The organism is Flavobacterium sp. (genome assembly GCF_013822155.1).
GTDB lineage: Bacteria > Bacteroidota > Bacteroidia > Flavobacteriales > Flavobacteriaceae > Flavobacterium.
This window is the reverse complement of record NZ_PNJW01000017.1, coordinates 11,673-29,598: the sequence shown is the minus strand read 5'-3', so window position 1 is coordinate 29,598 and position 17,926 is coordinate 11,673. Positions and strand designations below refer to the sequence as shown.

The 17,926-nt window shown below is 33.3% G+C and carries 16 protein-coding genes; 8 read left to right on the top strand and 8 right to left on the bottom strand.

The features are described from left to right. Positions 1-10: 10 nt before the first annotated feature. Genes C0512_RS06290 through C0512_RS06280 form a run of 3 tightly spaced genes read right to left on the bottom strand, consistent with a single transcriptional unit; the run spans position 11 to position 2,084 of the window. On the bottom strand, positions 11-442 hold the full coding sequence (locus C0512_RS06290) for a PH domain-containing protein (RefSeq protein WP_290859812.1): 432 nt from the start codon (positions 440-442) through the stop codon (positions 11-13). A gap of 6 nt (positions 443-448) precedes the next feature. After that, positions 449-1,558, bottom strand: a complete 1,110-nt coding sequence (locus C0512_RS06285) for a C1 family peptidase (RefSeq protein ID WP_290859810.1) — start codon at positions 1,556-1,558, stop codon at positions 449-451. A 4-nt stretch (positions 1,559-1,562) separates the two neighbouring features. Then, positions 1,563-2,084: a hypothetical protein gene (locus C0512_RS06280; RefSeq protein ID WP_290859808.1), complete on the bottom strand. Its 522-nt coding sequence runs from the start codon at positions 2,082-2,084 to the stop codon at positions 1,563-1,565. 60 nt (positions 2,085-2,144) lie between these two features. On the opposite strand from C0512_RS06280, the gene C0512_RS06275 reads away from it, so the two are divergent. From C0512_RS06275 to C0512_RS06245, 7 genes are read left to right on the top strand one after another with little or no spacing between them, the layout of a single operon-like run. Continuing rightward, positions 2,145-2,984 carry a 1,4-dihydroxy-2-naphthoyl-CoA synthase gene (locus tag C0512_RS06275; protein ID WP_290859806.1) on the top strand — a complete coding sequence of 280 codons (840 nt, stop codon included), beginning with the start codon at positions 2,145-2,147 and terminating at the stop codon, positions 2,982-2,984. Positions 2,985-3,021: 37 nt separating this feature from the next. After that, a complete protein-coding gene (locus C0512_RS06270) occupies positions 3,022-3,630 on the top strand; it encodes a PH domain-containing protein (protein ID WP_290859804.1) in 609 nt (202 codons plus the stop codon). Positions 3,631-3,634: 4 nt separating this feature from the next. After that, a complete protein-coding gene (locus C0512_RS06265; RefSeq protein ID WP_290859802.1) occupies positions 3,635-5,134 on the top strand; it encodes a PH domain-containing protein in 1,500 nt (499 codons plus the stop codon). Positions 5,135-5,178: 44 nt separating this feature from the next. Next, positions 5,179-6,126: a 1,4-dihydroxy-2-naphthoate octaprenyltransferase gene (gene menA, locus C0512_RS06260; RefSeq protein WP_290859801.1), complete on the top strand. Its 948-nt coding sequence runs from the start codon at positions 5,179-5,181 to the stop codon at positions 6,124-6,126. 11 nt (positions 6,127-6,137) lie between these two features. Further along, positions 6,138-6,815, top strand: a complete 678-nt coding sequence (locus tag C0512_RS06255) for a metal-dependent hydrolase (protein WP_290859799.1) — start codon at positions 6,138-6,140, stop codon at positions 6,813-6,815. Between the two features lie 3 nt (positions 6,816-6,818). Further along, positions 6,819-7,874, top strand: a complete 1,056-nt coding sequence (locus tag C0512_RS06250) for an o-succinylbenzoate synthase (RefSeq protein WP_290859797.1) — start codon at positions 6,819-6,821, stop codon at positions 7,872-7,874. Between the two features lie 39 nt (positions 7,875-7,913). Further along, positions 7,914-8,684 (top strand): TSUP family transporter, encoded by a 771-nt coding sequence (locus tag C0512_RS06245; RefSeq protein WP_290859795.1) that lies wholly within the window; start codon positions 7,914-7,916, stop codon positions 8,682-8,684. Here the strand turns inward: C0512_RS06245 and C0512_RS06240 are convergent. From C0512_RS06240 to C0512_RS06220, 5 genes are all read right to left on the bottom strand, one after another. After that, positions 8,676-9,155, bottom strand: coding sequence for a nuclear transport factor 2 family protein (locus tag C0512_RS06240; RefSeq protein WP_290859794.1), 480 nt, complete (start codon positions 9,153-9,155; stop codon positions 8,676-8,678). The two genes, C0512_RS06245 and C0512_RS06240, sit on opposite strands and share 9 nt — an antisense overlap. Beyond that, positions 9,139-9,615, bottom strand: a complete 477-nt coding sequence (locus C0512_RS06235) for a hypothetical protein (protein ID WP_290859793.1) — start codon at positions 9,613-9,615, stop codon at positions 9,139-9,141. Before C0512_RS06235 ends, C0512_RS06240 begins: the two co-directional genes overlap by 17 nt. Then, positions 9,612-10,292: a peptidoglycan DD-metalloendopeptidase family protein gene (locus C0512_RS06230; RefSeq protein WP_290859792.1), complete on the bottom strand. Its 681-nt coding sequence runs from the start codon at positions 10,290-10,292 to the stop codon at positions 9,612-9,614. The genes C0512_RS06235 and C0512_RS06230 overlap by 4 nt, the downstream gene beginning before the upstream one ends. A gap of 98 nt (positions 10,293-10,390) precedes the next feature. After that, positions 10,391-12,793, bottom strand: coding sequence for a thiamine pyrophosphate-dependent enzyme (locus C0512_RS06225; protein WP_290859847.1), 2,403 nt, complete (start codon positions 12,791-12,793; stop codon positions 10,391-10,393). 189 nt (positions 12,794-12,982) lie between these two features. Beyond that, positions 12,983-15,820, bottom strand: a complete 2,838-nt coding sequence (locus C0512_RS06220; protein ID WP_367160612.1) for an aminopeptidase — start codon at positions 15,818-15,820, stop codon at positions 12,983-12,985. Positions 15,821-15,940: 120 nt separating this feature from the next. On the opposite strand from C0512_RS06220, the gene C0512_RS06215 reads away from it, so the two are divergent. Next, the gene (locus C0512_RS06215; protein ID WP_290859791.1) at positions 15,941-17,902 is read left to right on the top strand and encodes an endonuclease; all 1,962 of its coding nucleotides are present in this window, start codon (positions 15,941-15,943) and stop codon (positions 17,900-17,902) included. Positions 17,903-17,926: the final 24 nt, after the last annotated feature.

Below are 17,926 nucleotides of genomic sequence, written 5' to 3'. Positions count from 1 at the left end.
TAAAGTCTTCTTAAATTAAGTCAATTTTAGGATTAATTTTCAACAAGTAATTAACAAATTCATCTTGGTCTTTTGGAGATAAGTAAATGTCATCAAATTTATTGTAATATATATAAAGGCCTTTATAATCTAATGAAGGTTTTAAAAAGCATTCATTGTATAACCCTTTTTGATGTTCGATTTTCCGGATAGATTGGATGTCAATTTTACCACGAATGGGACCGGAACAATAATATAAATCATTCTCTTTAATGGTGTATTTAGTGTCTAATAATATCCAAAAAAAGGTTGAACCAATGAGGATGAAAATAATTGAACCAATCATGATTCCGGTACTTGATGTTTCAAATAATAACCCCATTAACGCTACGGTAATCATAATGGTTGGTATAATTGTCAGTATTAATCCACTGGACAAATGAATGGAAGACTTAAAGACCATACTTGTTTAATATAAACCCAATGCTTTTTTAGTAGCTGGAGTCAATGCATCTTGATGAACTAAAACAGAAATAGCTTTAAGTTTTAAATAAGGCACACTCATGTAAACAAAACCATCATGTCCGGAAGTTGTTCCCCAAGAGTTTTTTACTTTATAATACACGTTTCCTTTTTGATCTTTCACTTTTCCTACAATGTGCATCAAATGGTCATCTTGAGTCGTTAGGTTTTCAAATTCCTGTTGACGGTATTCAGCGGTGATTTCTTTTTCAGGTTTAATTTCTGTTAAAATAGTTTTACTGTCTGCTTCATCTGCCGGAATAACAGCTACGCCAAATCTACCCGAAAAAGTAGCTTCGCTGACATCACAGTCTAAAGCTAAAGTATATCCTTTTTCTAAAGCATTGTCGATGTTTTGAACGAATTCATCTAAAGGTAAATTATAAAAACTGCCGTTTGAAAAGTTATCAGGAATAGGTAATATAAACGAATTGTAATAGGGCTCTTGCGTAAAAGAAGTCAATGAGAAATAGGCTTTAGGATTTACTTTTGTAAAAGTTAAAAAGCTCATAGGAGTGTATGATTTGCCTTCAAAGTTAAATGTTGTTGGATTTTTACCTAAATAAACATCTAACACGGCTTGAAAAGCATCTCTCCATTGTGGTGATAGTTTTTTACCCGGATTTTCAACAAATACTTTTAACATGCCTTCTAATAATGCCTGTAATTCGGTGTGGTTATGTTTGATATTCGAACCGTTTAAACCGGTGTAAACAGAATTTGGCACGAGCCCGTATTGACTGACACTATTGATAACATCGTGAGCTAGGCCTCCTTCACTAAATTGTGCTTTGCCTTGTCTTAAAACATAATTTTCTGCTTTTTTTGGATAGGTATTACGAACAGTATACATTTCTGACAAATCAATTTTTTTACCGGTCAACCGAATAACTTCAGCTTCAAGAAAGGAAGTTGTGGAAAAAGACCAGCATGTTCCTGTAATATCCTGAGAAATAACGGGCGTTGCTTCGATATCTTTAATGGTTTGAAATTCATAAGTTTGAGAAAAACTTATACTGGTAATGCATAAAAATAAAAGACAAATTGAATTTTTCATTTTTTTAGATAGTAAGAAGAGTAAAAGAATTGACTAAGTTATCAAGAATTAGTTTCCCGCCGTTTTCAGTTTCACTAAAAACCAAAATGGAATAGAGTTTGTTTAAATGAGCGATAGTATAAACCTGAGCAAAATAGCGGCCGACGCCATCAATAGAACGCAAAGCAAGCAAAGATTTATATTCCACAAAAACTTCGGAAATCAAATTTACTTTTAATCCCATTTGTCCGGCAAAATTGTTAACGCTACCGTTTTTTGAGTTTTTCAAAACTTTTTTGTTTACCTCTTTATTGGTGGAAACATCTAATTCTTTGGGATAAGTGGCATCTACAAATAAAACCATCGCTCCATCATGCATTAACTGATACATTTTTAAATGGGTATCACCGGCTTCAGTAACAATATCTTGTTCATTTACGGTTGGTTCGGCAGGGAAAGTTAATTCAAATTCTTCTGTTTTTACAACTTGTGCATTGACATAAAATCCTAAAAGTAAAATACTTACTAAGGAAAGGTATTTTTTCATGATTATTTTTATAGATTTCAAAAGTTAAAAATACTATTTTTACACGTAAATCGTATTGTTATGGCAGAAATAAATTGGGAAACAGCAAAAGAGTTTGAAGACATCACGTATAAAAAGTGCAATGGCGTAGCCCGAATTGCCTTTAATCGACCGGATGTTCGGAATGCTTTCCGACCGAAAACCACTTCAGAATTATACCAGGCTTTTTATGATGCTCAGGAAGATACTTCCATAGGTGTCGTTTTATTGTCGGCTGAAGGACCTTCTTCAAAAGACGGTATTTATTCGTTTTGTAGTGGTGGAGATCAACGGGCAAGAGGGCATCAAGGATATGTGGGTGAAGATGGAATGCATCGTTTAAACATTCTAGAGGTTCAACGCTTAATTCGTTTTATGCCAAAAGCGGTGATTGCTGTAGTTCCCGGATGGGCTGTAGGTGGCGGTCATAGTTTGCATGTTGTTTGTGACTTAACGTTGGCCAGTAAAGAACATGCCATTTTTAAACAGACAGATGCCGATGTTACAAGTTTTGATGGTGGGTATGGTTCTGCTTATTTAGCCAAAATGGTTGGACAGAAAAAAGCCAGGGAAATTTTCTTTTTAGGTCGTAATTATTCAGCTCAGGAAGCTTTTGAGATGGGAATGGTTAATGCTGTTGTTCCTCATGATGAATTGGAAAATACAGCTTATGAATGGGCTCAGGAAATTTTAGCAAAATCACCAACGTCAATTAAAATGCTCAAATTTGCTATGAATTTAACCGATGATGGTATGGTAGGTCAACAAGTTTTTGCAGGCGAAGCAACTCGATTGGCCTATATGACAGAGGAAGCAAAAGAAGGAAGAAACGCATTTTTGGAAAAAAGGAAACCTAATTTTGAGAAGAAATGGCTTCCGTAATTTTTAAACTAAATAGATTTAATTAAAAACACCTACTTTGGAAGAATTTAGCAATCATTCTGTTTCTTTTGACTCATTACCAAAATTTGAGTCGGTTACCTTAACACCTTTGAATAAAGATTACTTGAATGTGGTTTATATTGGTAATTCTATATTCTCTATACTCATCGCAATTGGGTTACTTATATTTTTATATTTCAATGAAAGTATTCGAACTTATATTATTCCGATGATAATTATTTTAGTTTGTTGCATCGGATTAGTTTTTTGGTTTTCAACCGTGGGATTCAAAAAAAAAGGATTTGCCTTGCGGGAAAAAGATATTATCTTTAGAAAAGGCGTACTGGCAACGACCACTACAATTATTCCATTTAACCGAATTCAACATGTAGCTTTACATGAAGGAGTTTTGTCCAGAATGTATCAGTTGAGTGAGTTACAAATTTATACTGCCGGTGGAAGCAGTAGTGACATGCATATTTCGGGTTTACAAAAAGAAGAAGCAGAAAGAATAAAATCTTTTTTACTGACTAAGATTGTAACTCCAATTGATATCTTTTCAAACACCGAAATTGAGTTGGAAAAACCCAATGAAATAGCAGTAACTGACGAAGAAGCGAGTGAAAAATCTGAACCGCAAAACTGAAACAATGAAATTCGATTTCAGTAAACCACAGCACCAATCGGTTAAAGGAATAGCCATCATGTTTGTAGACACTTTGCAAAACATTATACGTGGATTGTGGGTTCCTTTGTTGTTGATACTTTACAAATTTGATTGGAGCAAAATGGTGTTTTTCGGTATTGGAGTCTTTATACTTCTATTGGTTATAGGAATTATTGCTTATTTACAATATAAAAATTTCACCTTTTTCTTAGATGAGGAAAAGGAAGAATTTGTGATTCAAAAAGGAGTGATTACTAAAAATAAAATAACCATTCAATTAGATAAAATCCAACAAGTAAATATCAATCAATCGGTTATTCAAAAATTAGTTGGTGTTTTCAGTGTTGACATTGATACAGCCGGAAGCAATAAAAAAGAAGCCAGTATTCGTGCCGTTGATAATGAAATAGCATTACATCTAAAAAATAGGTTGTTGTCTTTTGACAAAACAACGGAACGAGAAACAACTGAAGATGATAGGGAAGAAGCTCAAAAACCATTTTTAAAAATTAGTTTTTTTACATTAGTTAAAGTCGGGATAACATCAAACTATGGGAGAAGTATTGCTTTAATCTTAGGGTTTATTGGTTCCTTGTATGGTGGGTTTTCAGATGTTGCTGATTCATTGGAAGTTGATGAACAACAAGTGACCGGTTTAGTAGAACAGGGATTTAATTATTTTTCGCTTTCGTTTTTTTTGTTACTTGGTTTAACATTGGTTTTAGTTATTAATTTAGTGAGAACTATCGTCAAAAATTTTGATTATCAAATGGTGCTTCAAAAGAAAGCTTTAGCCATAACGTATGGATTATTTGCTAAAAAAAATACCTTACTCAAGCCGGAAAAAGTTCAAATAACCGCTTATAGTCAGAATTTTTTTCAACGAAAGTTGAATTTATTTGATTTAAAAATGAAACAAGCCTCTTCGACAGATGAAGCTGAGAAGGATGCTAAAAAATCAGCTATAGAAGTTCCCGGTTGCAATAATATGGAACGAGAGGCAATTTTAAAAATGATTTTAAAAGACCTGCCCCAAACCGAAGAAGTAATACATCCGAATTTCAGGTATTTAATTATGAATGTTTTGTTTGGAATAATATTACCGAGTGCCATTTTTATAAGCTTGGGTTTATTAGTTTTTGAAAATCTACAGCCTTATTTTCCATTTGTTTTAGTTTATGTTTTGTTTATGGCTATTGTATTGTTTTTTAAATTTAAAAATTACCGGTTAAAACTTTCCCGTAAATTTATTGTTATAAAAAGCAATGCTTGGGACATTGAACATCAATTATTACAGCCTTTCAAAATACAAGGAATAACTACAAAACAATATTTTTGGCATAAAAAAGCAGATGTAGTTCATATAACTTTTCATACTGCTGCAGGCGATGTAGGATTTAAATTCGCTAATTTTTCTTTGTTAAAACCATGGATAAATTATTGGCTTTATGAAGTAGAACGCACCGAGCGAAGTTGGATGTAAATACACAATAATTCTATTACCTTTGTACTTTAAATAAAACGATAATGAAACATTGGATTGAAGCAGCTAGATTAAGAACATTACCGTTATCGGTATCCGGAATTTTAGTGGGAAGTTTCTATGCTTTGGCAAAACCAACGGAACAGGAGCTGACTCCCACAAATGTTTTTAGCTGGAAAATATTCGGGTTATTGCTTTTGACAACTATTGGGTTGCAAGTATTATCTAATTTTGCAAACGATTATGGTGATGGTGTAAAAGGAACCGATAATGAAGATAGAGTTGGTCCAAAACGAGCCATACAAAGTGGAGCTATTTCACCTAAAGCAATGAAAAGTGCCATAATAATTACAGCTTTTATAACTTTTTTGTTGGCGGTTTTATTGATTTATACTGCTTTTCATTTTAAATATTTTTATTATTCTTTATTTTTCTTAGCATTAGGAATAATTGCAATTGCCTCCGCGATTCAATATACAGTTGGAACCGGAGCTTATGGATATAAAGGCTATGGTGACGTTTTTGTTTTTGTGTTTTTTGGACTGGTGAGTACCTATGGTTCTTATTTTATGTTTTCTAAGGAGTTTGATTGGACACTTTTATTGCCGGCGACAGCAATTGGGTTTTTAAGCGTGGGAGTGCTCAATTTGAACAATATGCGGGATGAGGAATCTGATCGAAAAGTAGGAAAAAATACCATAGTGGTAAAAATTGGAGGTGCAAAAGCGAAACAATACCATTATTTTCTTCTCATTACCGCAATGATTTTGTTATTAATTTTCGGATTTCTTCAAAATTTTGCTATTGACCAATATTTATATGTTATTGTTTTTTTACCTATAATAAGCCATATACTTAGAGTTAAACGAACAGAAAACCCGGCAGATTTAGACCCTGAACTCAAAAGGTTGGCAATTAGTACTTTTATGGTTTCCATGCTTTTGTCGTTATGTTTGATATATTTTTTATCTGATATTCTTGTAAACAACTAAATTAGTTAGTGATGAAAATTACATTTTATGGTCATGCTTCTCTTGGAATTGAAGTTAGTGGAAAGCATATCTTAGTAGATCCATTTATTACAGGCAACCCGAAAGCTGCTCATGTTGATATAAATTTGCTGCAAGCCGATTATATTTTACTCACACATGCTCATCAGGATCATATTTTGGATGTAGAAGCTATTGCTAAACGAACTGATGCTTTGATTGTTTCCAATTGGGAAATTGCTACCTATTTTAGCAACAAAGGCTTTAAAAGCCATCCTATGAATCATGGCGGAAGTTGGAAGTTTGATTTTGGTTCTGTAAAATTTGTTCATGCTGTTCATTCGAGTTCATTTCCTGATGGAAGTTATGGTGGAAATCCGGGTGGTTTTGTGATTGAGGGAGAACATAAGAATATTTATATTTCCGGAGATACAGCGTTGACAATGGATATGAAGCTTATTCCGATGCGTACAAAATTGGATTTAGCAATTTTACCCATTGGTAATAATTTTACAATGGATGTGGAAGATGCTATTATTGCTGCTGATTTTGTAGAATGTGATAAAATCTTGGGGGTGCATTTTGACACATTTGGATTTATAGAAATCAACCATGAAGAAGCAATAAAAAAATTCTTCAATAAGGGTAAAGATTTAATGCTTTTAGAAATTGGCAATTTTATTGAATTGTAACAGTTGAAGGCAACCTATCAAAAATACATTTTAAACTTCAAAAAACCTTCCGGAACTTCCAGAGGAATACTTACTCAAAAAGAAACCTGGTTTATCATTTTAGAAGATAATGATAAAAAGGGAATAGGTGAGTGCGGTATTTTAAGAACATTGAGCGTGGATGATCGACCCGATTATGAAGATAAATTGAAATGGGTTTGTGATAATGTTCATTTGGGAGTAAATCAACTTTGGGAACAATTGATGGAATTCCCTTCTATTCAATTTGGAATCGAAATGGCATTTCAATCGTTGCAAAGTGAAAATTCATTTGTCTTATTTCCTTCTGCGTTTACTTCAGGAGTTCAAACCATACCAATTAATGGGCTTGTTTGGATGGGGGAAGAGTTGTTTATGAAACAACAAATTGAAGAAAAAATCGAACAAGGTTTTACTTGCATTAAACTTAAAATAGGAGCAATAGATTTTGAAAAAGAGTTAAGTTTATTGCGATTTATTCGTCAACATTTTGATGAAAATACGATTGAAATTCGTGTGGATGCCAATGGAGCTTTTGATTCAAACGAAGCTTTAGATAAATTAAATCAATTAGCTGATTATAAACTTCATAGTATTGAGCAGCCAATTGCGAAAAACAATACTGACAGGATGGCAGAGCTGTGTAAAAACACACCTTTTCCTATTGCTTTAGATGAGGAATTGATTGGGGTGTTTACAAAAAAAGAAAAGGTTACTTTACTACAAAAAATAAGTCCTCAATTTGTTATTTTAAAACCAAGTTTAGTAGGTGGATTTCGTGGAACTAAAGAATGGATTGATATAGCAGAGCAACTTCAAATTAAGTGGTGGATTACTTCTGCTTTAGAAAGTAATATTGGATTGAATGCTATTGCACAATGGACTTTTTTACAAAATAATCCAATGCCTCAAGGTTTAGGAACAGGCGGATTATATACCAATAATTTTGATTGTCCGTTGGAAGTTCAAAAAGGAACGCTACTTTATAACAATCAATTAGCATGGAATACTGCTTTTATTGGTTTTGAGAGTCATTTATAATTTGTATATTTTGCTATTAATATGATTCATTGAACCCAAATGTTTGAGCTTGAAAATTATTTACTCTTATTGTGTTTGGGTGCTTTTATTGCCGGTTTTGTTGATGCTGTTGTTGGCGGCGGCGGTTTAATACAAACGCCATTGGGTTTTATTTTGTTGCCAAACTTACACGTAGCAACCGTAATTGGAACTTTAAAAATTCCTTCTTTTACAGGTGCTTTCTTAGCCTCTATACTTTATCTTAAAAAGGTAGTCATTCAATGGAAAGCATTACTACTCATGATGATTTTGGCTATTCCTTCGGCTTATGCGGGTTCGTCCTTATTAAATTACGTGAGTAATGATTTTATGAAACCATTTTTATTGGTGGTTTTAACCTTACTAGCTATATATTCTTTTGTTAAAAAGGATTTTGGTCTTAAATCAGATAAATCTCATTCACCAACACAACAACTGCTGTATAGTATCATAATAAGCATAACTGTTGGGTTTTATGATGGATTTATTGGTCCCGGAACCGGTATTTTCTTTGTGATGGCTTTTGTAAGTTTGCTGGGTTATGATTTCTTGCAGGCCTCTGCAAATGCAAAAATGGTTAATCTGGCTACAAATGTTGGGGCAATTTCACTTTTTTTTATCAAAGGGAAAATTATTTGGCATATTGCCTTGCCAATGGCTATTTGTAACGGATTAGGAGGTTTTTTAGGAGCGAAAATGGCAATCAAAAGAGGAAACAATTTTGTTCGTATATTTTTCCAAATTCTGATGGTATTGATGTTACTTCGTTTTGCTTGGGATGTTTTAACTTAAATCCGCCCGTTTCATATAATTTTTCAAAGATATTTTAGCCTGACTTCTGATTTTGTTTTGCATAAAAGGTGTCCAGCCCAATAAATAACCTTTCCATCCCAAAGCCATTCCGCTCCATTTCCATAGATTAAACGAGTCGGTGTGTTTGATAATTAATCCGTTTTTGAATTCAAATTGTGCTTGAATAAAATTGACAACTTTACGATTTGTTTTACTGAAATCATAGGTGGCAACCCAATCAACAGAACCACTATAATCCGTACAGCTAACATTGGAAAATTCAATAGTTAGATTTCCTTTGCTGCGTTCAACCAGCATTTGCCACATGGCGGTTACTTCTTGTTGGTTCAGAGTTCCGAAAGCAGGGTCTTTAAAAGTTGCTTCCGGATGATAGCATTCTGCCATGGATTGGGCATTTGCCTTGCTGAATGAATCGTAAAATTTTAAGAGTAAATTATGGGTTGTATGCATCTTTCCAATCTTTTGTGGTTATGGCTGTTATTTTATTTTCATCGTTTACGGATACGCGAAGTTCCTTTATGCTGTATTTCTTTTCGTAATCACATTTATATCGAAAGACGGTAATTTTTTCATTTTCTAGCCTAAAAACTTCGATTAATTTGATGTCTTTAAATTGTCCAAAACCGCGGATAATATTTTGACAAGTCAATGCAATTTTATCTTTATTAATATTTTTCAAAACTTCCGGTGTTGCTTCTTCACTTGTAAAGGGCTTGAAACTAGAGGTGTTGCAAGTCATTAAAACACGTTTACCTAATTCGTAGGCTCTGTTTTTTTGGATTGAATTTACTTCACTCATGGAAAGTTTCATCACTGTTGGTTTCTCAGTTTCTGAAGGCGAAGAAATTCCTTTTTTCGATTTACAGCCGAGTAATAAAAACAGACAAAAAAGGAAAACAATTTTTTTCATGAATTAATTTTAAGTAATAAATTCGGATCAGGGCAATTTTCTTTAAAATAGTCCAAGTCCTTTTCACTGCAAACTCCGGGATAGTCTCCAAAATAATCTCCAATATTTTTTATGATTTGAAAATGTAAATGGGGAGCATAATCACCGTTAACTGAGGAATTTCCTAACTCAGCGATTTTATCACCTTGTTTAACAGGTTGACCAATATGTAACAAAGCTATACTTTCTAACGAAAGATGACCATAAAGCGTATAAAATTGACAATTATTTAACGTATGTTGTAAAATAATTGTCGGTCCGTAATCGCCTAGATTGGTATTGTTTTGAAAACTATGAACCGTACCTTCTAATGTTGCTAAAACAGATGTTCCGGCAGCAATCCATAGGTCTAGGCCAATATGAATGTTTCGTACTTCAGTGGATTGTTCATTAAAAAGAGTACTGCGTTCGTATAAATTTCGTTTTTCAAGATATCCGCCATAAGCTACCTTTGCTTTATTTTCATCTAGGTATTTGTTGAGAAATTGGTTGTAATCTTCAGCCGTTTTAGGTAAAAATTTCGACAGTTGTTTGCTGTGTATGGATAAATCCAATGAAATATAAGCCTCATAAGGGATGGAAGCATCGATGACTTTGACGCTTTTTGTTTTTTCTATACTTTTTTCAAAATTTCCCATCTGAATCAATTAAACTATTTGTTAAAATATTGATTTTAAAATTTTGTAACAAAAAAAGCCGTTGATTAAACGACTTTTCGATTTATTAATTAGTTATTTTAATATAAACTGGGATAATCATTTGGATTTACCTCATTCATCATGGCGTAGACTTTTTCAAAAATATCTTCAGAGGAAGGTTTTGAAAAATAATCACCATCTGTTCCGTAAGCCGGACGATGAGCTTTTGAGGCTAACGTTTGTGGTTTACTGTCAAGATAATCATAACCGTTTTGAACATCAAGAATTTGCTGTAGAATGAAAGCGGAAGCTCCACCTGGAACATCTTCATCAACCACTAATAAACGATTGGTTTGAGATAAACTTTTCTTAATGTCATGGTTTATGTCAAAAGGCAAAAGCGATTGAATATCAATTATTTCACAATTTATACCAACTTCTTGTAGCTCTTTAGCCGCTTGTTCTACCAATCGTAAAGTGGAACCATAGGATACAATCGTTATATCTGTTCCTGAACGAATAGATTCTACAATTCCAATTGGTGTTTTGAATTCTCCTAGATTTAAAGGCATTTTTTCTTTCAATCGATATCCGTTTAAACATTCCACAATAAGTGCGGGTTCATCTGTTTCTAGTAAGGTGTTATAAAATCCGGCAGCTTTTGTCATATTTCTGGGTACCAAGACATGAATACCACGAACTGCATTGATAATCATTCCCATGGGAGAACCGGAATGCCAAACTCCTTCTAATCGATGTCCACGAGTTCTAATGATTAATGGAGCTTTTTGACGACCTTTTGTTCTGTATTGAAGCGTTGCCAAGTCGTCGCTCATGATTTGAATAGCATAAAGTAAGTAATCCAAATATTGAATTTCTGCAATAGGGCGGAGGCCTCGCATTGCCATTCCAATTCCTTGGCCTAAAATGGTAGCTTCTCGAATACCAACATCGGCAACTCTTAATTCACCAAATTTTTCCTGCATTCCTTCTAATCCTTGATTTACATCTCCAATATTTCCGGAATCTTCACCGAAAATCAATACTTCAGGATATTTTGCAAAAAGAGTATCAAAGTTATCTCTTAAGACTAAACGGGCATCTACATCTTCTGAAGAAGCGTCATAAGTTGGTAAAACTTCTTTAACAGAAAATACATTTTGTGCAGATTCTGAAAACAAATGAGAACTGAATTTAGGCTGAATTGTATTGGTATAATTCGTAATCCAGGTAGCTAATAATGGTTGACTTTTTTCGCCAACAATCATTCGAAGTATTTTTCGGGAAATGGTAAGAATATCTTTTCGGATAGGTTCTTTTATTTCTTTTAAATCATTGGTGTATTTTTGAATAAATACTCTATTTACACTAGTTGCAGCAATGGTTTCTAATAAGGTAATTAATTCAGTTTGTTCCTTTTTTATTGGTTCAACAAAAGCATTCCAAGCTGCTTTTTTACCTTCTAAAACTTCTTTTTTAGCAATAGTATCTATTTCGTCTAATTCTTCTGCGGAGGCAATGGTATTGGCAATCATCCAAAGTCGCATTTGTGCCAAACAATCATATTCGGTTTCCCATGCTAATCGTTCTGCATTTTTATAACGTTCATGACTGCCGGAGGTTGAATGACCTTGTGGTTGAGTTAATTCTTTTACATGTATTAAAACAGGAACATGTTCCTCTCTTGCAATTTGGGCTGCACGTTGATAAGTACTTACTAAGGCTGCATAATCCCAACCTAAAACGGTAAAAATTTCGTAGCCATTATTGTTGTCATCCCGTTGAAATCCTTTTAAGATTTCAGAGATGTTTTCCTTTGTGGTTTGGTATTTAGCATGTACAGAAATTCCGTATTCATCATCCCAAACACTCATCACCATTGGTACTTGAAGTACTCCGGCAGCATTGATAGTTTCAAAAAATAATCCTTCACTGGTACTTGCATTTCCGATAGTTCCCCAAGCGATTTCATTTCCGTTTTCAGAAAATTTATTTTTTTTAGGTAAAACGGAAACGTTTCTATAAATTTTTGAGGCTTGTGCTAATCCTAATAATCGCGGCATTTGACCGGCTGTAGGAGAAATATCGGCACTGGAGTTTTTCTGTTGAGTTAAATCTTTCCATTGTCCATTTTCGTCTAACGAATGTGTTGCAAAATGGCCTCCCATTTGTCGACCGGCACTCATCGGGTCATGAGCCAAATCGGTATGTCCATACAAACCTGCAAAGAATTGTTCAATAGTCATTTCGCCAATGGCCATCATAAACGTTTGATCACGGTAATAGCCGGAGCGGAAATCACCATTTTTAAAAGCTTTGGCTAAAGCTAATTGCGGTACTTCTTTTCCATCACCAAAAATCCCAAACTTTGCTTTTCCTGTCAACACTTCCCGACGTCCTAATAGAGAGCATTCTCTACTGGTTGTAGCGATTTTATAGTCGTTTAAAACTTCTTTTTTGAAATCTTCGAAAGTCATAGCCTGCTTTGGTGATTCTGTCATCATAATCTAAATATATTCTAGTAGTGAACAAATTTAAGTAAAAAGAAATAATTATAATAAAATCCAATTAAAAATATAATTCAATTATTGATAAAAAAATGGTATTAATTAGAGTTTAGATTGTGTTATTTTTTGAAAAATAAGCTAAAAATTAAATAAAATGTAATTTATCTTTAATTTTATAATGATTTAAAACCATTTTCGGGTAAATAATCCAATAAGCGTATTTGGATTTAAAGTAAACATAAATCGCATTTTACTGAAATAATCTCCTTGGTTTATTTCCCAACCATTTGAGGAGTGGATGGGCAAATAAATTTCAAAATAATCGGTTAATAAATTCAATCGAATTCCACTTTCGTAAATAAACTCCGGTGAAATATTTTCATTTTTTATCAAACCGATGTCGCCATATAATTCAATCCAATTCCAAATACTGTAACTTGTATTAAGTGTTGTGAGCCATTTATTGGAAAGTTTAGTGTCTAATTGAGATTTAAAAGCACCTTCCCCTACAACATATTGTTGGCTGAAAAACCCGGAGGTTTCAGATCGCCCATATAAATTGTAGTCAAACAAATAATCATTTACCTGCGAAATCCCAAAATCATAATAATCAGTATCTGTATTTTGGTATAAAAAAGAACCCGCATACCATCGGATATTGAATTGACGGTTATTATCATATAGTTTTCGAAAATCTACTTCAAAAGAAGCTTTGCCAAAAGTTCGGTCAATTTGTAAATCACCTTTAAAGCTATAATGGCTCAAAACTTCAGTTCTAACGTTTAGGTATTTGACGTTGAAAATAGAATAGTCTTGGTATTCATCTGTAGATTCAGTATCAATAAAATCAGTTTGCTGTCTATCAATCATGACATAACGAAAGAGCAATTGTTCTTTGTGGTTATCTCGTAAATCACTTTCGCGTCTTCTGAAAATAAGCATTGGATTAAATTTGTAAAACTCTGCATCGGGAGCATAATGAAATCGTGAACCCGACATACTGTAAATAGTTTGATACCAATCACTTTTTCTGTTGTTTTGGGTGTATAAAAAACTGAAAGATCCAACAAATGTTTTTGATTTGACTCCCCAAACCGGATTAATATCGTAAATAAATGGCTTGTTTAAGATGGTTTTGTTATAAAACCGCATACCGGGCATTAATCCATCATAAAGGTTGTAATTTAAAATGGGGACATATAGAATTTGATTGTATTTTGGGTCTTCTAAATCTTGGAAAAAGACAAATTTAAAAGGCTTATTAGTGATGTGAAAATCAGATACAGAACGCCAATTATTTCGTAGATTAAATTCCGGAACTTCATTGTTATAATTGATAACAATTTTGTCAGCCTGATTATTTGGCAATGTAATGGTAGAATCGGTAGAAAAACCTTCAAACCATTCTTTGAAAATAACTTTTTTGTCTTTGATGCCATATACCGGAAAAGGAACAGCAGTGCCTGTTTTGTTGTGAATTGTTGCCGTGATACTGTCGTTCGTTTTTGTGACGTTGTGAAATTTATAATCAATTAAATCACGGGAATCAATTACGGTATCAAAAAACCAATTTAAGTTTCTATCGGTTTTGATTTTCAATTCTTTTTCAAAATCCGTTCGGTTAGTTTGCTGCTTTCGGTTTTTGGTGTAAAATTGTTTAATACCAGTAGAAACAATAGAATCACCTAAATAACTGTCGAGGTATTTTAAACTTAACCCGGCTCTGTATTTTCCCGCAATTTGTTCATTGAATTTTAAGGATGTATCTTTTAAATCACCTATCGCTTGGTCTAAATTTTTACGTGCCATGAGCAAATAAAAGTAGCTGTACTGTTCATTAAAACCAATATCCATCAAGTGATATCCTTTTAGTATTTTCAACTTACTGATATTACCCATCATTTTCAATTCCGGGTAATTTTCATCCATATAATTCATCATGAGGTAGACTTGAATTCCATCATAAATCCAATTGTCCTTTCTTGGGTCTAAGCTTAATGATTTTTCTAAAAAAGTGTTGATATAGGTTTTCAAAAACTTCAATTCAAACAATAACTCATTTGGAAACGGGCTAATAAAAGAAGGTAATTGATTTAAGCCATAAAATGGATTTCGATCATAATCAGTTTGCGATACTGTGATTTTTGTGTGTGGATAGGCTCCTAGATTTTGATCCACAAAATTTACTATTCTATCAATTACAATTGCTTTTTGAATTACATCTACTTTGTTGTCATTCAAATTGGTGACTACTTCAACTATAACATTTTTATAACTTGAATAGGTTTGAGAAGGTTCTATAAATAGACTAAAATTGGTTCTGTTTTGACCTTCTAAAAAATAAGTTTGATTGCTCAAATCTATTTCAGGAATTCCAACATTTAAATCGGAGGATAATTTTAAAGATTTAGACATTTTAAGGCTCATTTTTATATTAAACGGAGCATTTGCAATATCATCAAGATTCAAATTACTGTAAGTAGCAAAAGTATTGTTTTCTAATCGGGCAGGGGTTAAAAACCAATTTTTTAAACTATATCCTCCACCTATTTCAAATCCATAGTGAGTGAATTTGTTGTTGGGTATTTTTACGTAATACAAAAGGTTTAAGGTTAGTTTTTCTCCGGGTTTCAAAGGTTTACTGAGTAAAACTTCAACAATATCAGGGTGTTTGTCAGGTCGGCACCAATCAACAATTCGTTTTTCGGAATCAAGGATTGATAAGTTATTGGTGCTCCCTCTGTCTTTAAAATTCGCTAAATGAAATCCTCTGTAATGTTCGTCAGAAAAACGTTTAGCCAAAGGTGTATTTTTTTCTGAAAAAGAGTTGTTCCAATCGTTCAATACAATTTTATAAAGTGTATTTTCTGAGGTATTGTGATAGATTAATTCCTGTTTTATGAGTAATGATTTCTGTTCCGGGAAAAGTTCAACAAACAGGTTATGTTGATGTTGAGAAAATCCCACACCAAACATAGAAAGAAATAAAAAGGAAATAGCAATTTTGGTATTCTTATTCAAAGGAACGCATATATTTTGAGGTTGAAAGATAGTAAATATAACCAAAAGATAATCTTAAAAATGTTAAAAACACTAGTGTTTAAGATAATATTAAGTAAATTTGACAAAACTAAAATACCAATGACAAAAAGAGTACTTCTTTGGGTCGGTTTACTTATGTCTACTTGCGTTTTTTCACAAGTGGTAATCAATGAAGTAGATGCTGACACCCCCGGTTTAGACGTAAAAGAATTTATTGAACTCAAATCTCAAACTCCATTTTTTTCACTTGACGGCTATATCATAGTCATGTATAATGGCAGTACTTCCGGAACAGGAACATTAAGTTATTACACTATTAATTTAGCGGGGTTAATAACGGATGGAAACGGCATTATTTTGCTTGGAAATTCGCAGGTAAATCCGGCTCCTTCTTTATTATTTCCTCAAAATTCTGTTCAAAATGGTCCTGATGCATTAGCCATTTATCAAGATATTGTTGATAATTTTCCAATTGATACTCCGGCAACAGCAGTAAATTTAATTGATGCTTTAGTTTATGGTAATGGGATTACACAAGCAACAGAACTGAAAACAATTTTAGGGGTATCAACTCAGCCAAATGAAAATGTAAATTCCTTAGCGGCTTCTCAGTCTATTCAACGTAAAAATGATGGAACGTATGAAGTAAAAACACCAACTCCACGGACCAATAATGATGGCAGTGGTATTGTTTACAACGGAATTACTCTTTCAACAAGTGTTTCTGTTTTGAATGAAAGTGAAAATATAGCGATTACATTTACAACTGATACACCTGTAACAACAGATTTAAATTTTACTTTAAATCTTGCCAATGGATCATTTACAAATGCTGATTTTACTGGAAATTTATCTATTTCAATTCCATCGGGTACTTCAAGTGGTTCTACAACTATTCAAGTAATTGATGATGGATTAAATGATGGAGATGAAACGATGTCAATTGTAGTAGTTTCTTTACCGGAAGGTTATATAACTTTAAATAATAATGTAAAAATCAGAGTAAAAGATATAAATTATAATGTAGCTTCTTGGGGGTCACCAATGGCTCCAACCTTTGGAAATGTTACAAGCACCGTACCCGTTGGATATTATTCCTCTTTAGAAGGTTTGTCTGGAGAAAGTTTAAAGCAGGCTTTACAAGATATTATCGCGAACCCTGAAATTGTGCATGCTCATAATTATGGTGATATTGTGGATATTTTAAAAATCGCTGATCAAAATCCGGCTAATAACAATGAGGTTTGGTTAATGTACGTTGAACAGCCTCGTTCAAAAATTGACTATCAATTAGGTCCAAGTACAATTGGTGTTTGGAATCGTGAGCACATTTGGCCTCAATCAAGAGGTGGATTTGCTGACGGAACTTCTTCTTTTGCAGATGGGATAAATATTTGGTTGCCAACCAATGCGGATGATATTTTGTCCGGTCATGCTGATGCTCATCATATTAGAGCAGAAGATGGTCAGGAAAACAGTTCTCGCAGTAACAGAGATTATGGTACTGATTATAACGGACCAACAGGAAGTTTAGGAACATGGAAAGGCGATGTTGCCCGTTCCTTATTTTATATGGCTGTTCGTTACAACGGATTAACTTTAGTCAATGGAAATCCAGCGGATAATATTTCGGGACAAATAGGAGATTTAGCTTCTTTGTTAACTTGGAATTCTACTGATCCGGCTGATGATTTTGAAATGAATCGAAATAATTATATCTATACATGGCAAGTTAATCGAAATCCGTTTATCGATTATCCTAATTTAGCTGATTATATTTGGGGTGAAAATTATGGACAACAATGGTTTCCAACACTTAGTCAACCTAAATTTGATGAAGCAAATGTTCGGGTTTATCCAATTCCGACTCGTGATGAAATTACAATAAGCGGAGTTGAATCGTTTGCGAAAGTTGAAATTTATGCTATAAACGGACAACAAGTTTTATCGAAAGAAATTGAAGGATTTACTCAATTAAAATTAAATTTACCCTCAGGAATGTACCTCATGAAAATTCAAACTGAAAATCAAATAATTACGAAAAAGATTATCATAAAATAAAAAAAACAAACTAATCAACAAGAT

Excerpts from the sequence above, each read along its gene's own strand:
- C0512_RS06290 (WP_290859812.1), bottom strand. The coding sequence starts at position 442 with ATGGTCTTTAAGTCTTCCATTCATTTGTCCAGTGGATTAATACTGACA.
- C0512_RS06285 (WP_290859810.1), bottom strand. The coding sequence starts at position 1,558 with ATGAAAAATTCAATTTGTCTTTTATTTTTATGCATTACCAGTATAAGT.
- C0512_RS06280 (WP_290859808.1), bottom strand. The coding sequence starts at position 2,084 with ATGAAAAAATACCTTTCCTTAGTAAGTATTTTACTTTTAGGATTTTAT.
- C0512_RS06275 (WP_290859806.1), top strand. The coding sequence starts at position 2,145 with ATGGCAGAAATAAATTGGGAAACAGCAAAAGAGTTTGAAGACATCACG.
- C0512_RS06265 (WP_290859802.1), top strand. The coding sequence starts at position 3,635 with ATGAAATTCGATTTCAGTAAACCACAGCACCAATCGGTTAAAGGAATA.
- menA (WP_290859801.1), top strand. The coding sequence starts at position 5,179 with ATGAAACATTGGATTGAAGCAGCTAGATTAAGAACATTACCGTTATCG.
- C0512_RS06255 (WP_290859799.1), top strand. The coding sequence starts at position 6,138 with ATGAAAATTACATTTTATGGTCATGCTTCTCTTGGAATTGAAGTTAGT.
- C0512_RS06245 (WP_290859795.1), top strand. The coding sequence starts at position 7,914 with ATGTTTGAGCTTGAAAATTATTTACTCTTATTGTGTTTGGGTGCTTTT.
- C0512_RS06240 (WP_290859794.1), bottom strand. The coding sequence starts at position 9,155 with ATGCATACAACCCATAATTTACTCTTAAAATTTTACGATTCATTCAGC.
- C0512_RS06235 (WP_290859793.1), bottom strand. The coding sequence starts at position 9,615 with ATGAAAAAAATTGTTTTCCTTTTTTGTCTGTTTTTATTACTCGGCTGT.
- C0512_RS06230 (WP_290859792.1), bottom strand. The coding sequence starts at position 10,292 with ATGGGAAATTTTGAAAAAAGTATAGAAAAAACAAAAAGCGTCAAAGTC.
- C0512_RS06225 (WP_290859847.1), bottom strand. The coding sequence starts at position 12,793 with ATGACAGAATCACCAAAGCAGGCTATGACTTTCGAAGATTTCAAAAAA.
- C0512_RS06215 (WP_290859791.1), top strand. The coding sequence starts at position 15,941 with ATGACAAAAAGAGTACTTCTTTGGGTCGGTTTACTTATGTCTACTTGC.